This window comes from Compostimonas suwonensis (assembly GCF_002797855.1).
Lineage (GTDB): Bacteria > Actinomycetota > Actinomycetes > Actinomycetales > Microbacteriaceae > Compostimonas > Compostimonas suwonensis.
In genome coordinates, this window is sequence record NZ_PGFB01000001.1 from 488,817 (window position 1) to 512,250 (window position 23,434).

Here is a 23,434-nt window from a genome sequence, read left to right on the forward strand (position 1 = left end):
GGGAGGATCGGCCGCCGTATCGGGCCGCGCGGGAGGGCAGCTCCTGCATTCGGGGTGGTTGGGGTGCGGGGTGGGGTGCGGGGGCAGGAGGGGGAAGGCGGGGCAGGCGGGGCGTCAGGCGGGGAAGGCGAGGGGGCGGTCGGCGGTGAAGCCCGGCAGGATGAGGAACGTCGCGCTCGCCGTGGGGGTCACGTAGCTCATGAGCGCGTCGGTCTCGTCGAGCCGGTGCTGCGTGGCGACGAAGGTGCGCAACTCGTTCTGGAAGCAGATGAAGGTGAGGCCCGCGTTCGCGACACCGTCGGCTCCGGTGCCCTCGTCGAAGGCGTAGCCGCGGCGCAGCATGAGGCCCGAGCCCGTGAAGGAGGGGTGGGCGGCGCGCGCGTGGCTGTGCAGCGGGGTCACGTACTCGCCGTCGGGCGACTTCGCGAGCAGGTCGACCTGGTCGCGCTGGCCGCCACCGCTCAGGGGTGCGCCGGTGGTCTTCTGCCGCCCGATGACGGCGTTCTGCTCCTGCTCCGAGAGCGCGAGGAAGACGTCGTCGGCGAGCCTCAGCCGGCGGATGACGCAGATCGAGCCGCCCGCGAACGGGCCGTCGAGCCACACGCTCTCCGCGAGCTCCTCCTCGCCGCGGGGAACGATGACGCCGTCGTGGAAGCCGAGCGGGTTGCGGGTGATCGTGCCCTCGCTGGGCCCGCGGAACAGCCGCTGACTCCAGCGGGCGGTCGCCCCGGGCACGGCGGTCAGCAGCTGCTCGACCACGGGAGCCAGCACGCCCGGGTCGCTGCCGTAGACGGCGAGCAGCAGGTCGCCGCCCGAGCTCTGCGGGTCGATCGTCTCGTCGCCCGCGAAGAGCGGCAGCGCTTCGGAACCGGGAGCGCCCGGGTCGACGAGGGCGACGACGCGCGGCCCGAGCCCGACCGTGACCGTGAGATCTCCCGGCCCGGCGGGCAGGAAGCCGTAGCTCTGCTCGCCGCCGGTGAGCGCGAGGATCTGCTCGCCCAGCGCCGCGAGCCAGGGCAGCGCGCCGGGTGCGCCCGGAGAGCCGGTGCCCGGTGAACCGGCGAGCCCGGGGTCGACGGGCAGGTCGGCCACGAGAAGCAGGCCGTAGCTCTGCGGGGTGTCCGGCCTGGCGATGCCGGCCTGAGTGGCGCCGGCCGCGGGCACGAGGGCGCGGAGGGCGGGGTCGAGCGTCGGGGCCGGCGTGGAGCCCGGGCCGGCCGGCATCCCGGTGCCCGGGGCGCCTGTGCCCGCCGTTGCGCGGCCGATCGCGAAACCGAGCGCGCCCAGGCCGGCCGCCCCCAGAAGCCCGAGCAGGATGGCGCGGCGACTCGCCCCCGGATGCGCCGGGTCGTGCGTGCCGCCGCTCATGCCGTCGCCGCTCGTGCCGCCCGCCGGGCCGCCGCTCGTGCCGTGGCCGAGGTCGGCATTGCCGTCGCTGCGGTCTCCGCCGGTCGCGGCATCCGCGTCGCTCATCGCGCGCTCACTGCACGCCGACGAGGCTCTCGCCGAGGGTCACCCCGTCGGCGTCGCCGAAGTCGATGGTCGTCCACTCGCTCGCGCCGCCGAGCCGCGCCTCGAAACGCCAGAGCTCGCCGTCGTCGCCGACGCTGTATCGTGAGCGCTCCGAGAGGGGCGTGGGGGCCTGGCTCGATCCGTCGTCGGAGCTCGCGCTGGGGCCCGCGAACACGTCGACGTCGACGGCCGTCGAGCCCGAGCCCACCGTGTCGGAGCGCAGCCACGCGGCATCCGATTGCCGTAAGAGCTGGGGGTTCTCGGGCCGGTCGGAGCCGAGATCGAGCAGGATGCCGAGCGCTGCCGTGAGGGTGGAGGCGGTCGTGTCGAGCGAGGCCTGCTGCCACCCGTCGGCGGGGATGGGCAGCGGCGCCCCGTCGGTGGGGGTCTCCCGCACGGCGATGGTCTGCGGCGTGAACTGCACGAGTCCGATGGATGCGCCGTTCTGCTCGACCGCGGCGTAGCCGATCTGCGTCGCGAAGTCGATCCAGCCCCGCAGCTCGAGCCCGTCCGATCCGGTCGTCACGCCGCCGGCATCCGGGGCCGCGGCGACGCCTGACGGGATCGTGATCGTGAACGACCGCACGCCGTCGTCGAAGTTCGTGAAGCGTGCGACGGCGAGCCGCTCGGCCTGCGCCTGGGTGAGCGGCGCGCTCGTCTCGGCCGTCTCATCGGGAGTGCCCGGAGCGCCGGGAGTGCCCGGAGCGCACGCGGCGAGAACGACGACGCTCGCGACCGCGATGACGCTCAGGATGCCGCGCGCCCACGACCGCGGCCGCGGCGGGCCGCTCGGGCCGCCCGTGCTCGCCGTGAGCCTCACCGCCGCCCCGCGCTCGCGAGCAGTCCGGCGTCGGGCACCGGGATCGCCGCGAGGTCGGGCATCGTCACGCTCGCCGGCAGCCGGGGCGGCACGGTCGTGAGGTCGCCGTCGAGCGACGGCTGCTCGGGGCCGGCCGGGACCTTGAGGAAGGACATCCCGCGGGGAACCGCGAGCGCGGGAAGCTGCGCGGGGTCGGCGCCCGTCGAGGGGGCGTCCGTTCCGCAGCCGGCGGCGAGGGCGGGCGGCAGCAGGGTGAGCCCGGCGGCGGGGTCGACGCAGGTTCCCGTCGTCGAGGAGCGGGCGGCCGCGACATCCGCGACGTCGACGCCGTTGCCGCCGAAGGTGTTGCCCACGATGCGGTTGCCGACCGCGGGGATGTCCTCGGTGTTGGTGATCTGCACGCCGGCGGCGGGGTTGCCCGAGATGAGGTTGTTGCTCACGAGGTTCTCGTGCCCGCCCGCGATGCCGATGCCGAGGCCGAAGGCGCCCTGCGCCTGGGCGGGGGAGGTCTCGGAGGAGTTGCCGGTGACCACGTTGCCCACGAACGACACCTTCTGCTGCGGAAGGAACGCCTCCTGGTACGAGGAGATGAGGGTCGCGCCGACACGGTTTCCCGAGAAGCGGTTGCCCGTCACGACCACGGAGTCGCTCGCGTTGGCGTTCTCGTAGCCGATCGCGTTGTTCTCGGCGATGTTGCCGGAGACCAGGATGCCGCAGCCCTGGCACTGCCCGACGTAGAACCCCGAGTCGGCGGAGCCCGAGGAGTAGTTGTCGCTGATCACGCCGTCGTGCGAGTTGAAGGCGTAGATGCCGTAGAGGCCGTTGTTGCTGGCCGTGACATGGCTGACCGAGAAGCGCTCGAGCGGCGGGAACTTCTGCGGATCGAGCTTCGTGTAGCCGTCGAGGTTGTGAGCCTGCGGCCCGTTGTCGTCGTGCATCCCGGTCACGAGCACGCCGTTGAAGGTGTGGTTGCGAACCGTGAGGTTCTCCACGCGCACGCCGTCGGCGATGACCTGCACGCCGTTCGCGCGCAGCCCCTCGCCGTCGATGATCACGGTGTTGCGGTCGGTGCCGCGCAGGGTCACGTCGGGGGTGTCGATGAGCACCGACTCGGCGTAGGTGCCGGGTGAGACGAGGATGAGGCCGCCCTCGGCGACCCGTTCGGCCGCCTCGGTGATGGTGGGGGCGTCGGCGGGCACCCGGATCGTGAGCGCTCCGGGCCCGGCGGAGGCGGCGCGGGACGCCGAGGGCTCGGCCGTTCCGCCCGGGGCGCAGCCGGAGACGAGGAGCACGAGCGCGAGGGCCGCTCCGGCGAGGGAGGCGACCACCCCGGGGCGGGTCCGCGCCGCCCCACAGGGAGGGACAGAGCGGGGCGTTCCGGCGCGTGCGTCGAAGGCCGCCGTGCGGCGTCGGAGTGCGGGCATATCCGCAATCCTATTGTTCTCGCGGAAGACCGCCGCCTGGACGCCGTGAGCGAATCACCCTCTCTTTCACCCCGTGATCCGTTCAGAGAGCCGCGGGTGATCCAATAGAGTCGGCAATTGTCCATCCGGTCGAGGTGAACCCCTAAACACTGTCGACACCGCCGATGGGCAACCCCGAACACCGCCGTGCTCCTCCAGCGATGCCAGACGCACGGCACCTTCTGCCCGAAAGGCTGCTTACCGTGACCCGTGCGCGCCATCGTCGTTCCACCCTGCTCCCCGTCGTCTCGTCCATAGCCGCGATCACGCTGCTCAGCGCGGGCGGCGTCGTCCTCGGCTCGACAGCCGCTTCGGCGGCCGACGACGAGGTCGGCGGTCGTGTCTACCGCGACTTCCTCTCCAACGGCATCTACGACGCCGGAGGCGGTGTCGGCACCCCGATCGACCGCGGCCTCGCCGGGGTCGTCGCGACCGCCTACGATCCTGCAGGCGCGACGATCGGCACCGCCACGACCGACCTGGACGGCGTCTACAGCATCCCGGTGAGCCCGAGCCTCACGGGCGTGCGCGTCGAGTTCACCGGCCTCCCGGCCGGCTACCAATCCTCGTACGCGGGGGCTGACAACGGCACGAGCGTGCAGTTCGCGAACGTCGGCGACGAGAACGTCGACTATGCGGTCAACGCCCCCGAGGACTACTCGCAGGGTGGCGGCGCCCCGATCCTCACCCCGATCCTGTACTCGGGTCAGCGCGCGCTGAATGCAGACGACGTCTCGCCGTCGCTCGTCGCCAACCCCTGGAACGCCGCACTCAACGCCCGGAACGGAGGCACCGGCGACTACAGCGAGCGAACGAGCCTCGCGAGCTTCTCGCAGACCGGGGCGTTGTGGGGCACTGCGTTCAAGCGCGACACGGGAGACGTCTTCGCAGCGGCCACCCTGCACCGGCACTCGGATGTCGGGCCCCTCGGCCTCGGCGGGATCTACCGCCTCACCGACGTGCTCGATGACGACGGCACCATCAAGGCGCCTGCTGCGGTGCAGGACTGGCTGAACGTCCAGGGTCTGCCGATCGCGGGCACCGACGACACGGTCGACGTGGGTCAGGATGTCATCGACTGGGCGGCGCGTGGTCTGCAGCGCCCGCAGGACCCGACGCGAGATGCCCAGGTCTACGGACAGGTCGGGAAGGTCGGGATCGGCGGCATCGCCGTGAGCTCCGATGAGAAGACGCTCTACTTCGTCAACCTCTTCGACCAGACGCTCTATTCGGTCGAGATCGACGACCCGACGACCGCGGTCGCCCATGACCTGAACCTTCCCGCGGGCGAGCGCGCCTGGGGTATCGATGTTCACCGCGGGGCCCTCTACGTGGGCGTCGTCGAGACGGGTGAGGGCAGCGGCTCGGACGACGCCGACCAGATGTCGTTCCACGTGCGTTCCGCGCCCGAGTCCAACCTCTCCGGTCTGGGCTCATCCGACTCGAGCGTGCTCGACGGACCTCTCGGGTACACGCGCGGGGCGCCCTTCGGCGACTGCACCGGCGGGCTCTCGAGGTTCTGCGCCTGGCACCCCTGGGCAGACGACTGGGACACGGCGAAGTACACCTTCGCGAACTGGCCCGGCGTCTCGTGGGCACAGCCGATCCTCACCAACATCGAGTTCACCACGAGCGGTGAGCTCGTGGTGGGCTTCACCGATCGTTTCAGCCTGCAGGCCGGCAATCGCAACTGGGCACCGACCGGCAGCAGCCAGGCGACCTATGAGACCGTCTCGATGGGCGACGCGCTCGAGGCCTCGTACGAGCCGGGCATCGGATACACGCTCGAGAACGACGGGACCGTCGGTGTGCACACGACGGCCGGCGGCGGGGCGAACCAGGGCCCCGGCGGTCGCGAGTTCTTCGAGGACTCGAACGTCCTGAACCCCGGGCCCACCCACCACGAGATCCTCACGGGCGGTCTCGCGACCCTCGCGGGCATCAACCAGGTCGCGAGCACCTCCTTCGACTCGACGACGAACCTGCGCGTCAACGGCATCAACTGGCTGGACGTGTACAACGGGCGGATGTCGCGCGGCTACCAATTGACGGACGACGGCCAGAACCAGCCGGCCGACGGCACCTTCCAGAAGTCGGGCGGCCTCGGCGACATCCAGGTGCTCGCCAACGAGGCACCCGTGCAGATCGGCAACCGGGTCTGGTTCGACCGCGATCGCGACGGCGTGCAAGACGCCGATGAGGTCCCCATGCCCGGTGTCACGGTGAGCCTCACCGACCTCGACGGCGCGCCCGTCGCCGATGCGCAGGGTGCCCCGGTGGGCTCCGTGACGACCGGCGCCGACGGCGAGTACTACTTCTCCGACCTGACACCGAACACCGATTACCAGGTGCACTTCGACTATTCGACCGTGACCGACGGGACTCTCTCGAGCCTCGGCGTGATCCGCGCCCAGCTGAGCTGGACGAGGCAGGGCGCCGGTGACGACGACACGATCGACTCGAACGTCGATACGACGGGGGTCGCCACCGTGTCGGTCGGCGGTCCCGGTCAGAACGACCACACGATCGACGCCGGTGTCGCCGTCTCCCTCTTCGCGGTGGGCGACTACGTGTGGGTCGATGAGAATCGCGACGGTGTGCAAGATGACGGCGAGCCGGGCGTTGCCGGGGTGTCGGTGCGGCTCCTCGACGCCGCGACGGGCGACCCGGTTCCCGGCACGACCACTCAGGTGACCGACGCGAACGGCTACTACGTCTTCGACCACCTGCAGGAGGGCACCTACCGGGTCGCCTTCCAGGCCCCCGACGTCCCAGTCGGCACGGTCTTCACGACGAAGAACGCGGCGACCACGGCCGACGACTCGAACGTTCCGGCCGGCGCCGGCGACGACCCCTCCTCGCTCAGCGGTGTCACCGACGCCTTCACCCTCGCTTACGGCGAGAGCGATGTGCGGCCGACGACCCCCGCCGACGGGCTCGTCGCCGACTTCGTGAACCCCACGATCGATGCCGGAATCGTGATCCCGAGCTTCTCGGTCGGAAACGTGGTGTGGTTCGACTCCGACCAAGACGGTGTGCAGGATGCCGCCGAGCCTCCGGTTCCTGGTGCGACCGTGACGCTCCTGGGCGACGACGGGGAAACCCCCGCGACGCATCTCGACGGAAGCGCCGTCGCCGCGGTCTCCACCGACGCCTTCGGCCGCTACGCCTTCGATCAGCTCGCCGCTGGCGACTACACGGTGCGCTTCGAGATCCCCGCCGGGCAACCCGCCGGAACCGTCTTCACCACCCGCGACGCGCCGGGCTCCACCGACGCGGACGACTCCGACGCCGATGTCACGACCGGCCTCACAGCGGTGTTCACGCTCGACGTGGGCGCCGCCGGCAACCGCGCCGCCGTCGCCGGCGACGGCGTCACCGCCGAGTACCACAACCCGACGATCGACGCCGGGATCGTGCGCGGCCCGCTGAAGGTCTCGGTCGGCGACTACGTCTGGCTCGACACCGACCACAACGGCCTGCAGGGTGACGACGAGACCGGCATCCCGGGCGTTGTGCTCACCCTCACAGGTCCGAACGGCGCGGTCGTCGACATCGACGGCGAGGCCGTCGGCCCCGTGACGACCGACGCGAACGGCGCTTACCTGTTCGACCGCCTCCCTGCGCTCGACGCGGGCCAGCACTACACGGCGACGATCGACCAGGCCGCCTCGCACGACGCGCTCGTCGGCCTCGTGCCCACGATCGCCGAAGCCGGCGACGACGGAGCGGCCGACTCGTCGACCAACAGCGCGGACTCGACCGCCGACCTCACGACCGACCTCGCCGAAGATCGCACACTCGACTTCGGCTTCGTCGGTGCGCCTCGCGTGAGCGTGGGCGACTTCGTCTGGGTCGACACGGACCGCGATGGCCTGCAGGATGCGGGCGAGCCCGGCATCCCGGGAGTGGTGCTCACGGTCACGGGCCCCGACGACGAGCCGGTCTCCGACGTCAACGAGCAGCCGGTCGGCTCCGTGACGACCGACGCGAACGGCGCCTATCTCTTCGGCGATCTGCCGGTGCTCGCCGCGGGCGAGTCCTACACGGTGACGATCGACCAGGATGCCTCGGCCGAGGCTCTCGCGCCGTACATCGCCACGATCGCGGGCGCGGGCGACGACCGGGGCGACGACTCCTCGACCGGCTCTGCGACCACATCCGCAGCGCTCACCGCCGACGGTCAGGAGGACCTGAGCCTCGACTTCGGCTTTGTGCAGCCGCGTGTCTCGGTCGGCGACTACGTCTGGGCCGACACCGACCGCGACGGCGTGCAAGACGCGGGCGAGGCCGGCATCCCGGGTGTGACTCTCACGATCGAGGACTCCGAGGGCCGACCGGTCGTCGACGTCTTCGGCGACGAGGTCGCGGCCGCGGTGACCGACGCCGACGGCGCCTACCTGTTCGCGAACCTGCCGGCGCTGCCCGCGGGTGAGGGCTACACCGTGCGCATCGATCAGGATGCTTCGGCCGACGCCCTCGCGCCGTACATCCCGACCGTGCAGAACGCGGGCGACGACGACGCGGCCGACTCCTCGACCGACGTCGTCTCGAGCGGGGCGGATCTCTCCGCCGACGGCGCCTCCGACACGACCCTCGATTTCGGCTTCGTTCTGCCGCAGGTCTCGGTGGGCGACTTCGTCTGGGCCGACACGAACCGCGATGGTCTGCAAGAGCAGGGGGAGCCGGGCATCCCCGGCGTGACGCTCACGCTCGAGGGTCCCGACGGCGACGCCGTGACCGACGTCTTCGGCGAGGTGGTCGGTCCGGTCACGACAGACGAGAACGGGGTGTACGTCTTCGACGGGCTGCCGGTTCTGGGCGACGGCGAGCACTACACGGTGACGATCGACCAGGATGCCTCTGCCGAGGCTCTCGCGCCGTACATCCCGGCGACGGCCGGTGCCGGCGATGACGAGTCGCTCGACTCCTCCACCGGATCGGCGTCGACCGTCGATGAGCTCTCGGCAGACGGTGCCTCAGATCCCACGCTCGACTTCGGCTTCGTGAAGCCGCGCGTCTCGGTGGGCGACTACGTCTGGGTCGACACGAACCGCGACGGACTGCAGGATGACGCGGAGTCGGGCATCGAGGGCGTCACGCTCACGATCGCCGGCCCCCACGGCGAGACCGTGACCGACGTCTTCGGCGATGAGGTCGCCCCCGTCGTGACCGACGAGAACGGCGCCTACCTCTTCGAGGACCTGCCGGTTCTGGGCGACGGCGAGCACTACACGGTGACGATCGACCAGGACGCCTCGGCCGAGGCGCTCGCGCCGTACATCGCGACGACGGCCGGCGCCGGGGACGACGAGGGCGACGACTCGTCGACCGACTCGGCCGCGACATCCGCCGCCCTCGACACGGACGGCGACTCCGACACGACCCTGGACTTCGGCTTCGTGCTGCCGCGCGTCTCCCTGGGTGACGTCGTCTGGGTCGATGTGAGCCGCAACGGTCTGCAGGATGCGGGCGAGCCGGGCATCCCGGGCGTCACGCTCACGATCGAGGGCCCGGACGGCCAGCCGGTGACCGACGTGTTCGGCGAGGAGGTGGCTCCCGTCGTGACCGACGGGAGCGGTCTCTACCACTTCGAGAACCTGCCGGTGCTGCCGGTGGGGGGTTACACCGTGCGCATCGACCAGGATGCCTCGGCCGAGGCTCTCGCGCCGTACATCCCGACCGAACCGCGCGTGGGCGACGACCGCGGTCTCGACTCGTCAACCGGCTCGGCGTCGAACGAGTCCCCGCTGCTGACCGACGGCGCCTCCGATGAGACGCTCGACTTCGGCTTTGTGCTGCCGCGGGTGACCGTGGGCGACTACGTCTGGCACGACCGCGACTTCGACGGCCGTCAAGACGAGGGCGAGCCCGGCGTCCCCGGTGTCGTCGTGGCGATCACGGGGCCGCACGGCACCGTCGTCGACGTCTTCGGCGACGAGGTCGAGCCCGTGACGACCGGTGACGACGGCTCCTACGAGTTCCCGAACCTGCCGGTTCTGGCAGACGGCGAGCACTACACGGTCACGGTCGACGAGGGCGCTTCGAAGGATGCGCTCGAGGGCTACGTTCCGACGAGGCCCGGCGAGGGCGACGCGGCGGGCGACTCCTCGACCGGCCTCGCACAGAACGTGAACGACCTGGCGACGGACGGGGCGGACGACCCCACGCTCGACTTCGGTTTCATCATCCCGGTGAGCGTCTCGGACTACGTGTGGTTCGATCAGAACGAGAACGGCGTGCAGGATCCGGGCGAGCCCGGCATCCCGGGTGTTGTGCTCGTGATCACCGACACCGACGGCAACCCCGTCACCGACGTGAACGGCGATCCGGTCGGCCCGGTCACGACCGACGAGAACGGCCTGTACGACTTCGGCCAGCTGCCCCCCGGCACCTACCAGGTCTGGATCGACATGGACGCCTCGAAAGACGCGCTCGCGTCGTACACGCCCACGAAGGCGAACGTCGGCGACCGCGGCGCGGACTCGTCGACCGGCTCCGCGGTGTCGATCGCGCTGCTCGGCGGCGACTCCGACGACACGCTCGACTTCGGCTTCGTGCTGATCCCGGGCGCCGTGCCTCCGGCCGACCTCGCGCACACGGGCGTCGACACGCCGCTGCTCATCTCGATCGCCGGTCTCGGTGGAGCCGCGCTCCTCTTCGGCCTCGCGCTCGTGCTGCAGCGCCGGCGCCGGCTGAGCTGATCCTGACGCGGTGACGACGGGGGCACCGGCTTCGGCCGGTGCCCCCGTCGTCGTTCGCGCCGTTGCGTTGGCCCCGCTCCCTGATGAGAGGGGTGCGCCGAGAACGGGATGGCCTCGAGCTGCAACAGGCCGCTGTCGGGCATAGGCTGCACGGGTGACCGGCACCGCGAGCGATGTGCAGGCCGCGCTCCGCGAGGTCGCGGACGCGGCCGACGCCCTGTTCCTGCAGGGGTTCTTCAAGACGGGCCCGGGCCAGTACGGCGAGGGCGACGTCTTCATCGGCGTGCGCGTTCCGGCGACTCGCGCGGTCGCCAAGCGCTTCCCCGGCCTCGCCCTCCCCGAGATCGACGCCCTGCTCGACAGCGAGGCGCACGAGGACCGCCTGGCCGCCCTCGTGATCCTCGTGGCCCGTTTCGAGGCCGCCGGCAGGCCCCGCACCCGAGACGACGCGCTGCGCGAGCAGCTCACGGCCGCGTACCTCGCCGCCGTGCGCCGCGGCCGGGTGAACAACTGGGATCTCGTCGACAGCTCGGCCGAGTTCCTGCTCGGCGAGGCCCTGCTCGATCGGCCTCGCGACATCCTGTTCGAGCTCGCGGCGAGCGAGATCCTCTGGGAGCGCCGTGTCGCCGTGCTCGCGACCTTCGCCTTCATCAAACGCGGGGATGCCGCGACCACGCTCGAGCTCGCCGCGCTGCTGCTCGACGACTCCGAAGACCTGATGCACAAGGCGGTCGGCTGGATGCTGCGCGAGATCGGCAAACGCGTCGACCGCGGCATCCTCGTGGGCTTCCTCGACGCCCACGCGGGCAGGATGCCGCGCACGATGCTCTCGTACGCGACCGAGCACCTCGACCCCGCCGAGCGCGCCCGCTACCGCGCCGTATAGATCGAGCGGGCACGTGAATGTCCTGCGGGCACGCGGAAGTCTGCGTGCCCGCAGGATGATCGCGTGCCGCGAGCGACGGCGACCTCGGCGCGCGTCAGGGTGCGGGGCGCACGATGCCGGCGATCGTGGCGGGCACCGTCGCATCCTGCAGGGAGGTCGTGTCGCCGAGGGGGCGCCCGTCGACGATGTCGCCGAGCAGGCGGCGCATGATCTTGCCCGAGCGGGTCTTCGGCAGGTCGGGAACGAGGTGGATGTCGCGGGGTTTCGCGATCGGCCCGATCGCCGTCGCGACGTGGGCGCGCAGCTCCGCGATCAGGGCCGCGCGGGCGTCTGCGTCCGTGCCCGAGGCGATGGCGGCGGCGGCCCCGGATGGGATCACGAACGCGGCGATCGCCGAACCCGTGGTCGCGTCATCCACACCGACGACGCCGGCCTCGCCGACAGACGGATGCGAGACGAGCGCCGACTCGATCTCGATCGTCGAGAGCCGGTGGCCCGAGACGTTGATGACGTCGTCGACGCGGCCGAGCACCCAGATGTCGCCGTCGCCGTCGTACTTGGCGCCGTCGCCGGAGAAGAAGTAGCCCTGCTCGGCGTAGCGCGCCCAGTAGGAGTCGCGATAGCGCTGGGGGTTGCCCCAGACGGTGCGTGCCATGCCGGGCCAGGTTCCGTCGATCACGAGGAAGCCGCCCGAGCCGAACGGCACCTGCTGCCCGCGCTCGTCGACCACGCGCGTCGTGAGGCCGGGCAGGGCGCGCAGGGCCGAGCCGGGCTTGAGGGTGTCGACGCCGGGCAGCGGGGCCATGATCGCGGCCCCCGTCTCCGACTGCCACCAGGTGTCGACGATGGGCGCCCGGCCGCCGCCGATGTTCTCGTGGAACCACACCCAGGCCTCGGGGTTGATCGCCTCGCCCACCGAGCCCAGCAGGCGGATGCTCGAGAGCTCGAACTCGCTCGGCAGGCCTCGCGGGAACCAGGTCATGAAGGTGCGGATGAGGGTGGGCGCCGAGTAGTAGGTCGTCACGCCATAGCGCTCGATGATCTCGAAGTGCCGGCCCGCGTGCGGGGTGTTGGGCGTGCCCTCGTAGAGAACGCTCGTCACGCCGTTCGAGAGCGGGCCGTAGAGCACGTAGCTGTGCGCCGTGACCCAGGCGAGGTCGGCCGTGCACCAGTAGACGTCGTCGTCCTTCGCGTCGAAGACCGCCCAGTGGCTCCAGGAGGCGTGGGTGAGGTAGCCGCCGCTCGTGTGCACGAGGCCCTTCGGCTTGCCCGTCGTGCCGGAGGTGTAGATGATGAAGAGCGGGGTCTCGGCGTCGAAGAACTCGGGCTCGTGCACATCCGGCTGGCGGTCGACGATGTCGTGCCACCAGACGTCGCGGCCCTCGGTCCACGGGATGTCGCTTCCCGTGCGGTTCACGACGAGCACGTGCTCGACGCTCTCCACGCCCGCCACGGCCTCGTCCGCCGCCGACTTCACGGGCACCGCGGCGCCGCGGCGGTACTGGCCGTCGGTCGTGATGAGCAGCTTCGCGCCCGTGTCCTCGACGCGGAAGCGCAGCGCCTCGGCCGAGAAGCCGCCGAAGACGAGCGAGTGGATGGCGCCGATCCGGGCGATCGCGAGCGTCGCGATGACCGTCTCGGGGATGACCGGGAGGTAGAGCACCACGCGGTCGCCCTCGCGGATGCCGAGCTCGGTGAGGGCGTGCGCGGCCTTCGCGACCTCGCGCTGCAGCTCGGCGTAGGTGATGGTGCGGCGGTCGCCGGGCTCGCCTTCGAAGAAGAACGCGACCTTGTCGCCCTTGCCGGCGGCGACGTGCCGGTCGACGAGGTTGACGGCGACGTTGAGCCTGCCGCCCGCGAACCACTCGGCGCGGGGGATGGAGAGATCCTCGCCCTCTGCGACCGCCGGCTCCCAGCTGTGGGTCGTGTGCCACGGCTGTGCCCAGTCGAGACGGCGGGCCTGCTCGGCCCAGAACGCGACCGGGTCGGCGGCGGCACGGGCGTGCTCGCCGGCATCCACGTTCGCCTGGGCCGTGAAGGCGGCCGGCGCCGGGTAGCGGCGGCTCTCGGTCAGCAGGTTGCTGATCGTGCCGTGCTCGTCGACCTGTGCTGCTTCGTCCGGTCGTGCTGCTGCGCCCGTCTGCGCTGCTGCGCCCGGCTGTGCGGCGATGCCGGACTGCTCCGTTGTGCTCATGTTTCGACGCTACCCAAGTGAGGAGAGATGCTGGTGTGGTCGTGCAATCCGCGGTAACACGGTGTGGAAATCAAAACGACGGAGATTCCGGCCGATCGGGCAGGTTTTGGGCCGAAAAGCCCTCATATCGGCACAATCTCCGTCGTTTTGAGTGCAGGACGTCGTTGTGAGCGCGGGCGAGGTCGACGGAGGCGTTCACGCCCACTTCTTGTTGGCCCAGCGCTCGAAGAGCCCGACGATCGAGTCGGTGAGCTTGCCGAGCACGGCGAGCAGGATGATGGCGAGGAAGATGCGGTCGATGCGTCCGTTGTTCCCCGAATCCGATAACAGGAAGCCGAGACCCATGGATGCCGCGATCAGCTCCGCCGCCACGAGGAACAGCCAGGCCTGGGCGAGCGCGAGCCGCAATCCGGAGATGACGGAGGGCACGACGGCCGGCAGCTGCACGGTCGTGAAGAGCTTCACCCCGCGCAGCCCGAAGGCGCGGCCGGCCTCCACGAGGTGGCGGTCGACGTGGCGCAGGGCGGCCGCGACGGTCGTGTAGACGGGGAAGAAGGCGCCGATCGTGATGAGGATGATCTTCGACTCCTCACCGATCTTGAACCAGAGGATGAGCAGCGGCACCCAGGCGAGCGAGGGCACCGCGCGGATGGCGCCGAGCGTCGGCGCGAGCAGGATGTCGGCGAAACGCGAGAGCCCCACGACGGCGCCGAGGAAGAGCCCGAGGGCGGCCCCGATGAGGAAGCCGATGATCACGCGCTGCGTCGAGATGGCGATGTACTGCCAGAGCAGGCCGCGCTGGGCGAGGTCGACGGCGGCCTCCCACACCATGGCGGGCGAGGGGATCTGCGACGTCGAGGCGATGCCGGTCGTCGTCACGAACTGCCAGATCGACAGCACGAGCACGGGGATGATCGCCCCGCCCACGATGATGAACCAGGTGCGCGAGGTCAGCCGACGGTGGCCGCCGCGCTTGGCGGTGTCCTCCCGACGTTCGGCGGCTTTGCCCGCTGCGACGACCTCCGGTCGCGCGCGCACGGCGGCCGTCGCGCTCGGGAACTCGGTCGCGCCGAGCAGCCCCTGGCGCACCTGCTCGCTGTTGGTGAGCTTGTCGCGATCCGACATCCGGGTTGTGCTCTCTTCTCAGGCTCTACGGCGAGACGTCACAGAAACAGAGTGCGCGGCATCCGCGACCGAAGCTTCTGTGACGTCTCGCGGAAGGGGTTATTCGACGATGGAGGGGTCGGCCTTCTTCGCGAAGGTGTCGTTGATGATCGTGTCGAGGGCCTCGTCGATCGCGTCCTGCGATGCGACGTCACCGCTCTCGACGAAGATCGGGCCGATCGTCGTGAGCACGTCGACCTGCGCCTGGCCGGGAACGTTGTCGACGTCGAGGTTGGTGCGCTCGGTGATGACCTGGGTCGCGACCGCGGGGTCGATGCTCGCGGCGGTCGCGAGGATCGAGGCCGTCTCCTCGGGGTTGTCGAGCGCCCACTGGCGGGCGTGCTCGTAGACGTCGACGACGGTCTGGGCCACGTCGGGCTTGTTCTCGATGAAGTCCTCGGTCGCGTTCAGGAAGCCGTAGCTGTTGAAGTCGACGTTGCGGTAGAGGAACTGCGCGCCCGAGGCGATCGCCCCGCCCATGATCGGGTCGAGACCCGACCACGCGTCGACGGAGCCGTTCTGCAGGGCGGCCCAGCCGTCGGCGTGCTGGAGGTTCTGCACGGTCACGTCGCTCTGCGAGAGGCCGGCCTCCTCGAGCGCCTGGAGCAGGAAGAAGTAGGGGTCGGTGCCCTTGGTCGCGGCGATCTGCTTGCCCTTGAGGTCTGCGACCGAGGTGATGGGCGAGCCGGCGGGAACGACGAGCGCGGCCCACTCGGGCTGCGAGTAGATGTCGATCACCTGGATGGGCGAGCCGTTCGAGCGGGCGAGCAGCGCGGCGGATCCGGCGGTGGAGCCCACGTCGATCGCACCGGCGCGCAGGGCCTCGTTGGCCTTGTTGGAGCCGGCCGACTGCACCCAGTTGACCGTGATGTCCTGGTCGGCGAGGGCGTCCTCGAGCCAGCCCTGGTCTTTGATGACGAGGCTCAGCGGGTTGTAGGTCGCGAAGTCGATGTTGAGCGTGCCGCCCTCGGTGACGATGGCGCCGTCGGTCGAGACCGCGGTCGATTCGGGCTCGCTGGCCTGGCCTTCGCCGGCCACGCAGCCGCTCAGGAGAAGGGCGGCGGCCGCCGCGCCGGCGACGAGCGCCACGGTGGTGAGCTTTCTGGCTTTCATGGGTGTCCTTGCTGTGTGGGAGTGAGTCGGTGTGCGGCGCGTTCCGAGAGCCGTGCGGCCCGCGGATGCCTCTGCGCCCTAGTACGGGTAGTGCGGGATGGTCGTGCCGGTGGGGATGCCGCGTGAAGCGCCGTGCCGGTCGATCCCGAGCCCGGCGAGCAGACGTGCCCGCAGCTCGGCGAGCTCCGCGGATCCGCGGTCGCGCGGTCGTGCGCCCGGAACCGTGAGGAGCTGCTGGATGGTCGCGCCCTCGACGCCTTCTTCGCGCCCGAGGAGGACGACACGGTCGGCGAGCTGGAGTGCCTCGTCGACGTCGTGGGTGACGAGCAGCACGGTCGTGGGTGCCGCCGAATGGATCTCGAGAAGCAGGTCTTGCATCTTGAGACGGGTCAGTGCGTCGAGAGCGCCGAAGGGCTCGTCGAGGAGGAGGACGCCGGGGTTGCGGGCGAGTGCGCGGGCGAGCGAGGCGCGCTGCGCCATGCCGCCGGAGACCTCGCGCGGGCGCAGGTTGGCCGAGCCGGCGAGGCCCACGAGCTCGAGCAGGCGCGCGACGCGCTCGCGGCCCTCGGCTTTGGGTGTGCCGGCGGGGAGGCCCAGCGTGACGTTCTCGGTGAGGGTGCGCCACGGGAGCAGGCGCGGCTCCTGGAAGCCGACGGCTGTGCGGGTGTCGATGCCGGAGACGGGGGTCTCGTCGATGCGCACGGAGCCGACGCTGGGCTGGTCGAGGCCCCCCGCGATGCGCAGGAGGGTGGACTTGCCGCATCCGCTCGTGCCCAGGATGGCGAGCACCTCGCCCGGCTCGACCGTGAGGGTCACGTCGCGCAGCACCGTGCGGGCGGGGCCCTTCGCGGCCCGCCCCTTGGAGGTCGCGGCGAAGGAGCGCCCGACGTCGCGGAACTCGACCTCGTAGGCCGTGTTCGAGACCCCGCCGGCCGCGTCGCCGTTCACGGACGACGACACGCTCGTGCCGCCGTTCGTGGCTGGTGCTGTGCTCGACATGGGAACGCTCCGGTGCGGTGGGGGAGGTGGGGCGACTTCCGACGTTACCGAATCGCGCAACCCCCCACGTCACACGACGAAACGGGGCGTAACACTTCGCAGCACCGCGAGTGGACGCGAATCGGGGGTGGAAACGGCTTTGCACCCCCGAATCGCGTCCACTCGCGAGGAAGGAGAACAGGGAGAATGGGGGGATGACCAGAACCGTCGCAGGCGCAACCGTCCTCATCACCGGGGCGGCGATGGGCATGGGTCGTCTCTACGCCGAACGGGCCGTGCGCGAGGGCGCCCGGCACGTCATCCTCTGGGATCACGACCGGCCCGCGCTCGCCGCGACCCTCGCCGAGCTGCGTGCCGCGGCATCCGGGGCCACCGCGGTGCACAGCCACATCGTCGACCTCTCCGACCTCGGCTCGATCGCGCAGGCGGCCCAGAAGGTGCGCAAGGATGTCGGCAACCCCGACGTGCTCGTCAACAACGCGGGCATCGTGCGCGGCGCGCTCTTCTGGGAGCACGACAACGGGGCCGACACCCGCACGATCATGCAGGTCAACGCGCTCGCGCCCATGTACGTGACCCGGGAGTTCCTGCCGGGGATGCTCGCCCGCCCGTACCGCGCGGCGCGCATCCTCAACGTGGCGTCGGCGGCCGGGATGCTCTCCCAGCCGCGGATGAGCGTCTATGCGGCATCCAAGTGGGCGGTCATCGGCTGGAGCGACTCGCTGCGCCTCGAGCTCGAGCGTGAGGACCACGGCAACGTGAAGGTCACGACCGCGGCCCCGAGCTTCATCAGCACGGGCATGTTCGAAGGCGCCCGCGGCCCGATGCTCACTCCGGTCATGACGCCCGACTACGTGGTCGACCGGGTGTGGCGGGCGATGCTCGCGGGGCGTCCGAGTGTGCTGCTGCCGTGGTCGGTGGGGCTGGCCCGGGTGCTCACGGGCGTGCTGCCGGTGCGGGTGTGGGATGCCGTGGCCGGCCGGATGGGCGTCTACGACACCATGAACGACTTCACCGGGCGGGACTGAGCCGGTCGTCGCGGTCGATCGTCTCGGGCGGATCTCCTCGTTCGCGCCCAGTGGTCGCGTTGTCCGGCCTCGGATGCTCGGGCCTCGGCGTGGTGGGAGTTGCGGAGGGGGTGTCGTCCATAAGCGCGTTGCGCACGATCCGGCGGGGATCGTATTGGCGGGGGTCGAGTTTCTTCCAGTCGACGTCGTCGAAATCGGGCCCCAGCTCTTCGCGCACCCGCCCCATCGCGCTGTCAGCCGTGCTGCGCAGACGGCGGAGCATCTGCGCAGCACGGGCCGCGAGCCCGGGCAGTCGGTGCGGTCCAATGACAAGGGCTGCGATGACCGCGATGATCAGGAGTTTTTCGAACGTCAGACCGAACATGCTGTATTCCTGTCTCGTGTGCGGATGGAGGTCATGCGAGTCGTCGGGGTGGCGAGTGCGGAAGGTGCGCGCCGAGCTGAGCGCCGCTGTGCCTAGCTCTGCTCCGGTGTGGGGATCGGGTCGGGCGAGAACGACTCGTCGAGCCTGTCGGCACGTCGCCGCCGCCTCCTGTCGGTGAGAAGGGCGATCGAGGCCGCCGCGAAATACAGAGCGATCATCGGGAGGGCCAGGAGGAACATCGCCATCACATCTGCTGCCGGGGTCGCGATCGCAGTGAAGGCCACGATCGCGAGCAGCGCGATCCGCCATGCCTTGATGATGGCCTTTCCGCTCATCACACCGGCGAGGTTCAGGAGCACGAGGAACACGGGGAGCACAAAGGCGACGCCGATCGCGAGCACGAGCTTGAGCACGAAGTCGAAATACGGGCGTGCGGTCAGGATCGTGGTCGAGCCGTCGGGAGCGAATCCGGCGAGCAGCACCACCATGTGGGGCAGCACGAACCACCCGGCCGCACATCCGGCGAGAAAGAGCGGCACCGCCGACAGCAGGAACCCGGCGGCATACCGCTTCTCTGCGACCTTCAGGGCGGGCATGAGAAAAGCCCACACCTCGTACAGCCACACGGGCGATGACAGCACGATCCCGGCGGTGATCGCTATCTGGAACCGGAGGTCGAAAGCGGATGAGACGTCGGAGAAGTTGAGACTCGCTTGACGGTCGCGGGTGGAGGCGAGCTCGGTGATGGGTGCTCGGATCGCATCGAGGATGACGTCCGAGAGGATCCAGCCGACGATCGTGCCGATCACGATGGCCGCTGCGGAGACGAGGAGTCGTTTGCGGAACTCGACGAGGTGCGCTCGCAGGGGCATCGTGCCGTCTCGAGCGCGCCGTCGCCCGAAGGTCGTCACGGCCATGGTGCTACGAGTTCGACGCGGGGCGGGGTTCTTTCGGCGGCGTCGCGAGGTCGCCACCCGAGGCGTCGGAGCTCGTGGAATCGGGCCGCGCCTGCTCCGCATGTGCCTCGTCGCTCTTCATGGCCTTTGTCTCGCTCCTGAAGATCCGCATTGATTGACCGATACTGCGGCTCAGCGCCGGCAATTTAGTTGAACCAAACAACAAAAGCACGACCGCCAGAATAATTATCAGATGCCAGCCCGTGAGGTTTGCGAACATTTTTTTCCTTTCGTCGGGAGCTGGCCGACGCAAGGCGTGCCAACTCTGGTCACTTGGGAGCGAGCATAGAGCTTTAGCTGCTGCAGTGGGTGACTTTTGCGGAAAAAAGTCAAAAGTTGTTTATCACGATAAACCTTTTGATTGACGGACGATCTAAGTGTCGATACGGTCATCGCATGGTCAACGTAGACCCATACAACAAATCCTCTCGTGTGGAGGCAGTTTTTATGTCATCGCCGGTTCGATGCCGGGCCTCGAGCATGTGCGCGGGTCTTGCGGCGTGCGAGAGCGCACGTCCGTGCAGACTGCTCCGCGCATCCTCGACGCGTCCCTCCGGTCCGGCGAGACTGCCTCGCCACCGACCGTCGTCGACCCGAAGACGACGAGCTTTCGTGGGAGAACACGAGAGGGAAGGCGAGAGGGGGAGATGAGCCACCGGCCGACGCGGCCGATATCAGTGAGGCCGGGCCCCAGCACATCAGGCCGACGAGGCGGGACCCGGACTCTGTGACGAACACCTTATAAGGAGATTTATCACGAATGGATAGTACCAAAGCACGAACGCGACACGGGCTGCGCATCGTCGCGGCGACCGTGGTCGGCGTGATGACCGTCGCGAGCCTTGCCCTGATCGGCGGAGCCGCTCAGGCGCACGACGGGGTCGATCACGACGCAGAGGGCGGCGCAGCTGCGCTCGACTGGTCCAACTACGAGAAGGTGCTGCTCACCAAGGACGTCGGTGAGCCGATCGATCTCGCCGTGCTGCCGGACTCGCGCGTCCTGCACACCGCGCGCAACGGCGACATCCGTCTGACGGATCCGGCGAGCGGCATCACGAGCATCGTCAACCAGATCCCCGTCTACTCCAACTCGGAGGACGGCCTGCAGTCGATCGGACTCGATCCGGACTTCGCCGAGAACCACTGGGTGTACGTGGTCTACGCCCCACTCTCGGGAACGCCAGAGGGCTCGTCGCCCAACAGCCTCCCCGCGGGTGCCGATGAGAGCTACTGGGAGCAGTGGAAAGGCGTCAACAGACTCTCGCGCTTCCAATGGACGGGGTCGGCCCTCGATCTCGCCTCCGAGCAGGTCATCATCGAGATCGGAACCCAGAGAGGCCAGTGCTGCCATGTCGGCGCGGACTTCGACTGGGATGCGGAAGGCAACCTCTACCTGGCCACCGGTGACAACACTCCCGCGGGAGCCCCCGGCGCGAACGGGTTCGCCCCCAACAACGACGCACCCGGGATGAACCCCGGATTCGACTCGCGTCGCGGAGCCGGGAACACCAACGACCTGCGAGGGAAGATCTTGCGGATCACAGTGCAGGAGGATGGCAGCTACACGATCCCGGAGGGCAACCTCTTCCCCGTGGGAACGGAGAAGACGCGGCCGGAGATCTTCGTTATGGGCGTGCGCAATCCGTTCCGCATCGATGTCGACGCGGCGACCAACAGCCTCACCTGGGGTGACTACGGCCCAGACGCCTCGGCGGCAGCCGCGGCGGACGGCGTGCGGGGTCCGATGGGCTACGTCGAGTGGAACGTGACAAGTCTCGACAAGCCGCTCAATGGCGGATGGCCCTACTTCACGGGCGACAACTTCGCGTACAACGAGTGGGACTTCGCCACGGGAACCCCGGGGGCGTTCTTCGACCCCGCCGCCCCGAAGAACAACTCGCGGTGGAACACGGGTCTCGTCGACCTGCCGCTGCCCACACCGGCGACGGTCTATTACGGCGACAGCCCCGGAGACCAGCCGTGGGACGAGTTCGTGAACTTCGGAGCCGGCAACGGTCAGGCGCCCATGGGCGGCCCGGTCTATCACTACGACGCCGAGAACCCGTCGACGTCCAAGCTGCCCGAGTACTGGGACGGCAAGGCGTTTATGGGTGAGTTCTCGCAGGACTACATCGCGGCCTTGACGGTGGACTGGGAGGATCTCGAGGTCACCCATGTCGAGGACTTCCTGCCCAACTCCGCTCTCACGGCAGCCGCTCAACCGATCCACGACAACCCGATGGACATCGAGTTCGGACCGGACGGCTCGCTCTACGTGCTCGAGTACGGTGACGGCTTCTTCCGGGCGAATCCGGACTCCGGTCTGTACCGCATCGACTTCGCGGAGGGCAACAAAGCCCCGCAGGCGAGCTTCACGGCATCGCCCGGCTCGTCGTCGGATGCCCCTCTTGTGGTGACCTTCGACGCCTCGACCTCGTCCGACCCCGACGGCGACGCGATCGTCTACGACTGGGACTTCGACGGCGACGGCACCTTCGACGCCACCGGAGTGACGGCGACGACCACGTACACGGAGCTCGGCCAGTACACGGCCCGACTGCGTGTGACCGATGCCGCCGGCAAGTTCGCCCTGTCGTCGAGGGTGATCTCCGTCGGCAACGTCGCGCCCGCCGTCACCGTCGAGTACCCGGGCGACGGGGCCTTCTTCGACTGGGGTCAGGCCGTACCGTACAAGGTGACGACGAGCGACGCAGAGGACGGTTCGGAGACCACCTGCTCGCGGGTCTCGTGGACCTACGGGCTCGGCCACGACGAGCACGCGCACCCCGAGGTGCAGGGCTCCGGATGCACCGGCGCGTGGAAGACCTCCGCGGACTCGCCCGAGCACGGAGCCGGTGCCAACCTCTACGGCGCCGTCGTTGTGACCTACACGGACAACGGTCACAACGGTCTGCCCGCCGCTCAGGGCGAGGCGACGGTGCGGCTGAACCCGTTCCTGCAGCAGGCGGAGCATGCCCTCACCCGCCAGGGTGTGGTCGTCTACGCCGACGAGGACGCGAGCGCCGGAAACGCCGTCCGGGGTCTCGGTGCGGGTGACTACCTGCGCTACGACCCCGTGAACCTCTCGGGGATCGACGGTGTGACGGTGCGGGCCACCGGTGGCGGAGCGGTGCAGCTTCGATGGGATGCCGCGGACGCGGCCCCCTTCGCGACGGCGCAGATCCCGGCCGGCTCCGGATGGAAGGACGTCGAGGTCGAGTTGGCCAACGCCCCCCAGGGCTCGGGAACGCTCTACGTCACCTCGAACGACGAGCTCGCCGTCGACTCCCTCACCTTCCTCGGCGACGGCGCAGGGGATGTCTCGGCTCCGGTCGTGACGCACTCCCTCGATCCTGCAGCACCGACGGGCGTCGGCGGCGTCTACAACGTGCCGGTCACGCTCGCGCTCCATCCGACGGACGACGGCGCTCTCGCGAGCGTGCAGTATTCGCTCGACGGCGGAGCGGCCTGGACGACGGTCAGGGCGACGAACGGCGCATACACCGTGCCGTTCACCACCGATGGAGCTCGTATGCTGCAGTACCGCGCGACCGACACGGGGGGCAACATCTCGGCCGTCGGGTCGGTGGGCTTCACGATCGACCTGGATGCTCCGAACGAGCCGACCGTCATCTCGAAGACTACGGTCTCTGTGCCGTCGCCGCGGGTGGGCTACGGCGCTCCCGGCGAGGTCGTGGTGACCGTGACCGGCGCAGGCGGCATCCCGACGGGTGACGTCGTGGTGTCGGCCGGCGGCGTCGAGGTCGGCCGGGGAACGCTCTCGGACGGATCGGCGACGATCGCCCTCGAGCCGCGTCTGTCGGTCGGCAGTCACATCCTCACGGCGAGCTACCTGGCGGACGAGGTGTTCAAGACATCGTCCGGCATCGGCCGGTTGATCGTCTCGAAGGCGGCATCCGTGCTCACGGCGTCGGTGTCTCCCAACCCCGTCAAACCCGCGGTCGCGGCGCAGCTCACGATCCACGCCGAGACCGCGACAGGTCTCGCAGGCGAGGGGACGGTGACAGTTCAGGTCAATCGCAACACCACCACGGTCGACCAGCTGAACGGGGCACTCGACGCGAACGGCGACCTGGTGCTCGCTCTGCCGAAGCTGCCCGTGGGCAGTTACAAGCTGACGATCGTTCACGGGGCGACCGCCTCGACGACCGTCGCCTCCACCCTGCTGAGCCTCACGGTGCAGCAGTAGTCAAGTAAGACTCCGGCCGGC

14 protein-coding genes are annotated in these 23,434 nt (G+C 69.8%); 4 read left to right on the plus strand and 10 right to left on the minus strand.

Going from position 1 to position 23,434, the window contains the following annotated elements:
* Positions 1-114: 114 nt before the first annotated feature.
* From CLV54_RS02260 to CLV54_RS02270, 3 genes are read right to left on the minus strand one after another with little or no spacing between them, the layout of a single operon-like run.
* A complete protein-coding gene (locus CLV54_RS02260; protein WP_211294411.1) occupies positions 115-1,473 on the minus strand; it encodes a Dyp-type peroxidase in 1,359 nt (452 codons plus the stop codon).
* A gap of 7 nt (positions 1,474-1,480) precedes the next feature.
* The gene (locus CLV54_RS02265) at positions 1,481-2,332 is read right to left on the minus strand and encodes a hypothetical protein (protein WP_100343324.1); all 852 of its coding nucleotides are present in this window, start codon (positions 2,330-2,332) and stop codon (positions 1,481-1,483) included.
* Positions 2,329-3,756 carry a right-handed parallel beta-helix repeat-containing protein gene (locus CLV54_RS02270; protein WP_100343325.1) on the minus strand — a complete coding sequence of 476 codons (1,428 nt, stop codon included), beginning with the start codon at positions 3,754-3,756 and terminating at the stop codon, positions 2,329-2,331. Before CLV54_RS02270 ends, CLV54_RS02265 begins: the two co-directional genes overlap by 4 nt.
* Positions 3,757-3,998: 242 nt before the next feature.
* On the opposite strand from CLV54_RS02270, the gene CLV54_RS02275 reads away from it, so the two are divergent.
* Together CLV54_RS02275 and CLV54_RS02280 are read left to right on the plus strand one after the other, a co-directional pair.
* Positions 3,999-10,499, plus strand: a complete 6,501-nt coding sequence (locus tag CLV54_RS02275) for an SdrD B-like domain-containing protein (RefSeq protein WP_100343326.1) — start codon at positions 3,999-4,001, stop codon at positions 10,497-10,499.
* 154 nt (positions 10,500-10,653) lie between these two features.
* The gene (locus CLV54_RS02280) at positions 10,654-11,385 is read left to right on the plus strand and encodes a DNA alkylation repair protein (RefSeq protein ID WP_100343327.1); all 732 of its coding nucleotides are present in this window, start codon (positions 10,654-10,656) and stop codon (positions 11,383-11,385) included.
* Between the two features lie 94 nt (positions 11,386-11,479).
* On the opposite strand, the gene acs is transcribed toward CLV54_RS02280, so the two are convergent.
* From acs to CLV54_RS02300, 4 genes are all read right to left on the minus strand, one after another.
* Positions 11,480-13,579: an acetate--CoA ligase gene (gene acs / locus CLV54_RS02285; RefSeq protein WP_100343328.1), complete on the minus strand. Its 2,100-nt coding sequence runs from the start codon at positions 13,577-13,579 to the stop codon at positions 11,480-11,482.
* Positions 13,580-13,774: 195 nt separating this feature from the next.
* Positions 13,775-14,704 (minus strand): ABC transporter permease, encoded by a 930-nt coding sequence (locus CLV54_RS02290; RefSeq protein ID WP_100343329.1) that lies wholly within the window; start codon positions 14,702-14,704, stop codon positions 13,775-13,777.
* Positions 14,705-14,803: 99 nt separating this feature from the next.
* On the minus strand, positions 14,804-15,856 hold the full coding sequence (locus CLV54_RS02295) for an aliphatic sulfonate ABC transporter substrate-binding protein (RefSeq protein WP_100343330.1): 1,053 nt from the start codon (positions 15,854-15,856) through the stop codon (positions 14,804-14,806).
* A gap of 78 nt (positions 15,857-15,934) precedes the next feature.
* Positions 15,935-16,855, minus strand: a complete 921-nt coding sequence (locus CLV54_RS02300) for an ABC transporter ATP-binding protein (protein WP_100343331.1) — start codon at positions 16,853-16,855, stop codon at positions 15,935-15,937.
* A gap of 194 nt (positions 16,856-17,049) precedes the next feature.
* On the opposite strand from CLV54_RS02300, the gene CLV54_RS02305 reads away from it, so the two are divergent.
* Positions 17,050-17,883, plus strand: coding sequence for an SDR family NAD(P)-dependent oxidoreductase (locus CLV54_RS02305; protein ID WP_100343332.1), 834 nt, complete (start codon positions 17,050-17,052; stop codon positions 17,881-17,883).
* Here the strand turns inward: CLV54_RS02305 and CLV54_RS02310 are convergent.
* From CLV54_RS02310 to tatA, 3 genes are all read right to left on the minus strand, one after another.
* Positions 17,867-18,247: a twin-arginine translocase TatA/TatE family subunit gene (locus CLV54_RS02310; protein WP_100343333.1), complete on the minus strand. Its 381-nt coding sequence runs from the start codon at positions 18,245-18,247 to the stop codon at positions 17,867-17,869. The two genes, CLV54_RS02305 and CLV54_RS02310, sit on opposite strands and share 17 nt — an antisense overlap.
* A 92-nt stretch (positions 18,248-18,339) precedes the next feature.
* Positions 18,340-19,164 (minus strand): twin-arginine translocase subunit TatC, encoded by an 825-nt coding sequence (tatC, locus tag CLV54_RS02315; RefSeq protein ID WP_342745255.1) that lies wholly within the window; start codon positions 19,162-19,164, stop codon positions 18,340-18,342.
* A gap of 4 nt (positions 19,165-19,168) precedes the next feature.
* Positions 19,169-19,423: a Sec-independent protein translocase subunit TatA gene (gene tatA, locus CLV54_RS02320; protein WP_100343334.1), complete on the minus strand. Its 255-nt coding sequence runs from the start codon at positions 19,421-19,423 to the stop codon at positions 19,169-19,171.
* Between the two features lie 540 nt (positions 19,424-19,963).
* Here tatA and CLV54_RS02325 point away from each other — a divergent pair.
* The gene (locus CLV54_RS02325) at positions 19,964-23,413 is read left to right on the plus strand and encodes a PQQ-dependent sugar dehydrogenase (protein WP_157802777.1); all 3,450 of its coding nucleotides are present in this window, start codon (positions 19,964-19,966) and stop codon (positions 23,411-23,413) included.
* The last annotated feature ends 21 nt before the right edge of the window (positions 23,414-23,434 follow it).

Coding starts and splice junctions, on each gene's coding strand:
- CLV54_RS02305 (WP_100343332.1), top strand. CDS start 17,050: ATGACCAGAACCGTCGCAGGCGCAACCGTCCTCATCACCGGGGCGGCG.
- CLV54_RS02300 (WP_100343331.1), bottom strand. CDS start 16,855: ATGTCGAGCACAGCACCAGCCACGAACGGCGGCACGAGCGTGTCGTCG.
- CLV54_RS02325 (WP_157802777.1), top strand. CDS start 19,964: ATGGATAGTACCAAAGCACGAACGCGACACGGGCTGCGCATCGTCGCG.
- CLV54_RS02270 (WP_100343325.1), bottom strand. CDS start 3,756: ATGCCCGCACTCCGACGCCGCACGGCGGCCTTCGACGCACGCGCCGGA.
- CLV54_RS02290 (WP_100343329.1), bottom strand. CDS start 14,704: ATGTCGGATCGCGACAAGCTCACCAACAGCGAGCAGGTGCGCCAGGGG.
- acs (WP_100343328.1), bottom strand. CDS start 13,579: ATGAGCACAACGGAGCAGTCCGGCATCGCCGCACAGCCGGGCGCAGCA.
- CLV54_RS02310 (WP_100343333.1), bottom strand. CDS start 18,247: ATGTTCGGTCTGACGTTCGAAAAACTCCTGATCATCGCGGTCATCGCA.
- tatC (WP_342745255.1), bottom strand. CDS start 19,164: ATGGCCGTGACGACCTTCGGGCGACGGCGCGCTCGAGACGGCACGATG.
- CLV54_RS02260 (WP_211294411.1), bottom strand. CDS start 1,473: ATGAGCGACGCGGATGCCGCGACCGGCGGAGACCGCAGCGACGGCAAT.
- CLV54_RS02295 (WP_100343330.1), bottom strand. CDS start 15,856: ATGAAAGCCAGAAAGCTCACCACCGTGGCGCTCGTCGCCGGCGCGGCG.
- tatA (WP_100343334.1), bottom strand. CDS start 19,423: ATGTTCGCAAACCTCACGGGCTGGCATCTGATAATTATTCTGGCGGTC.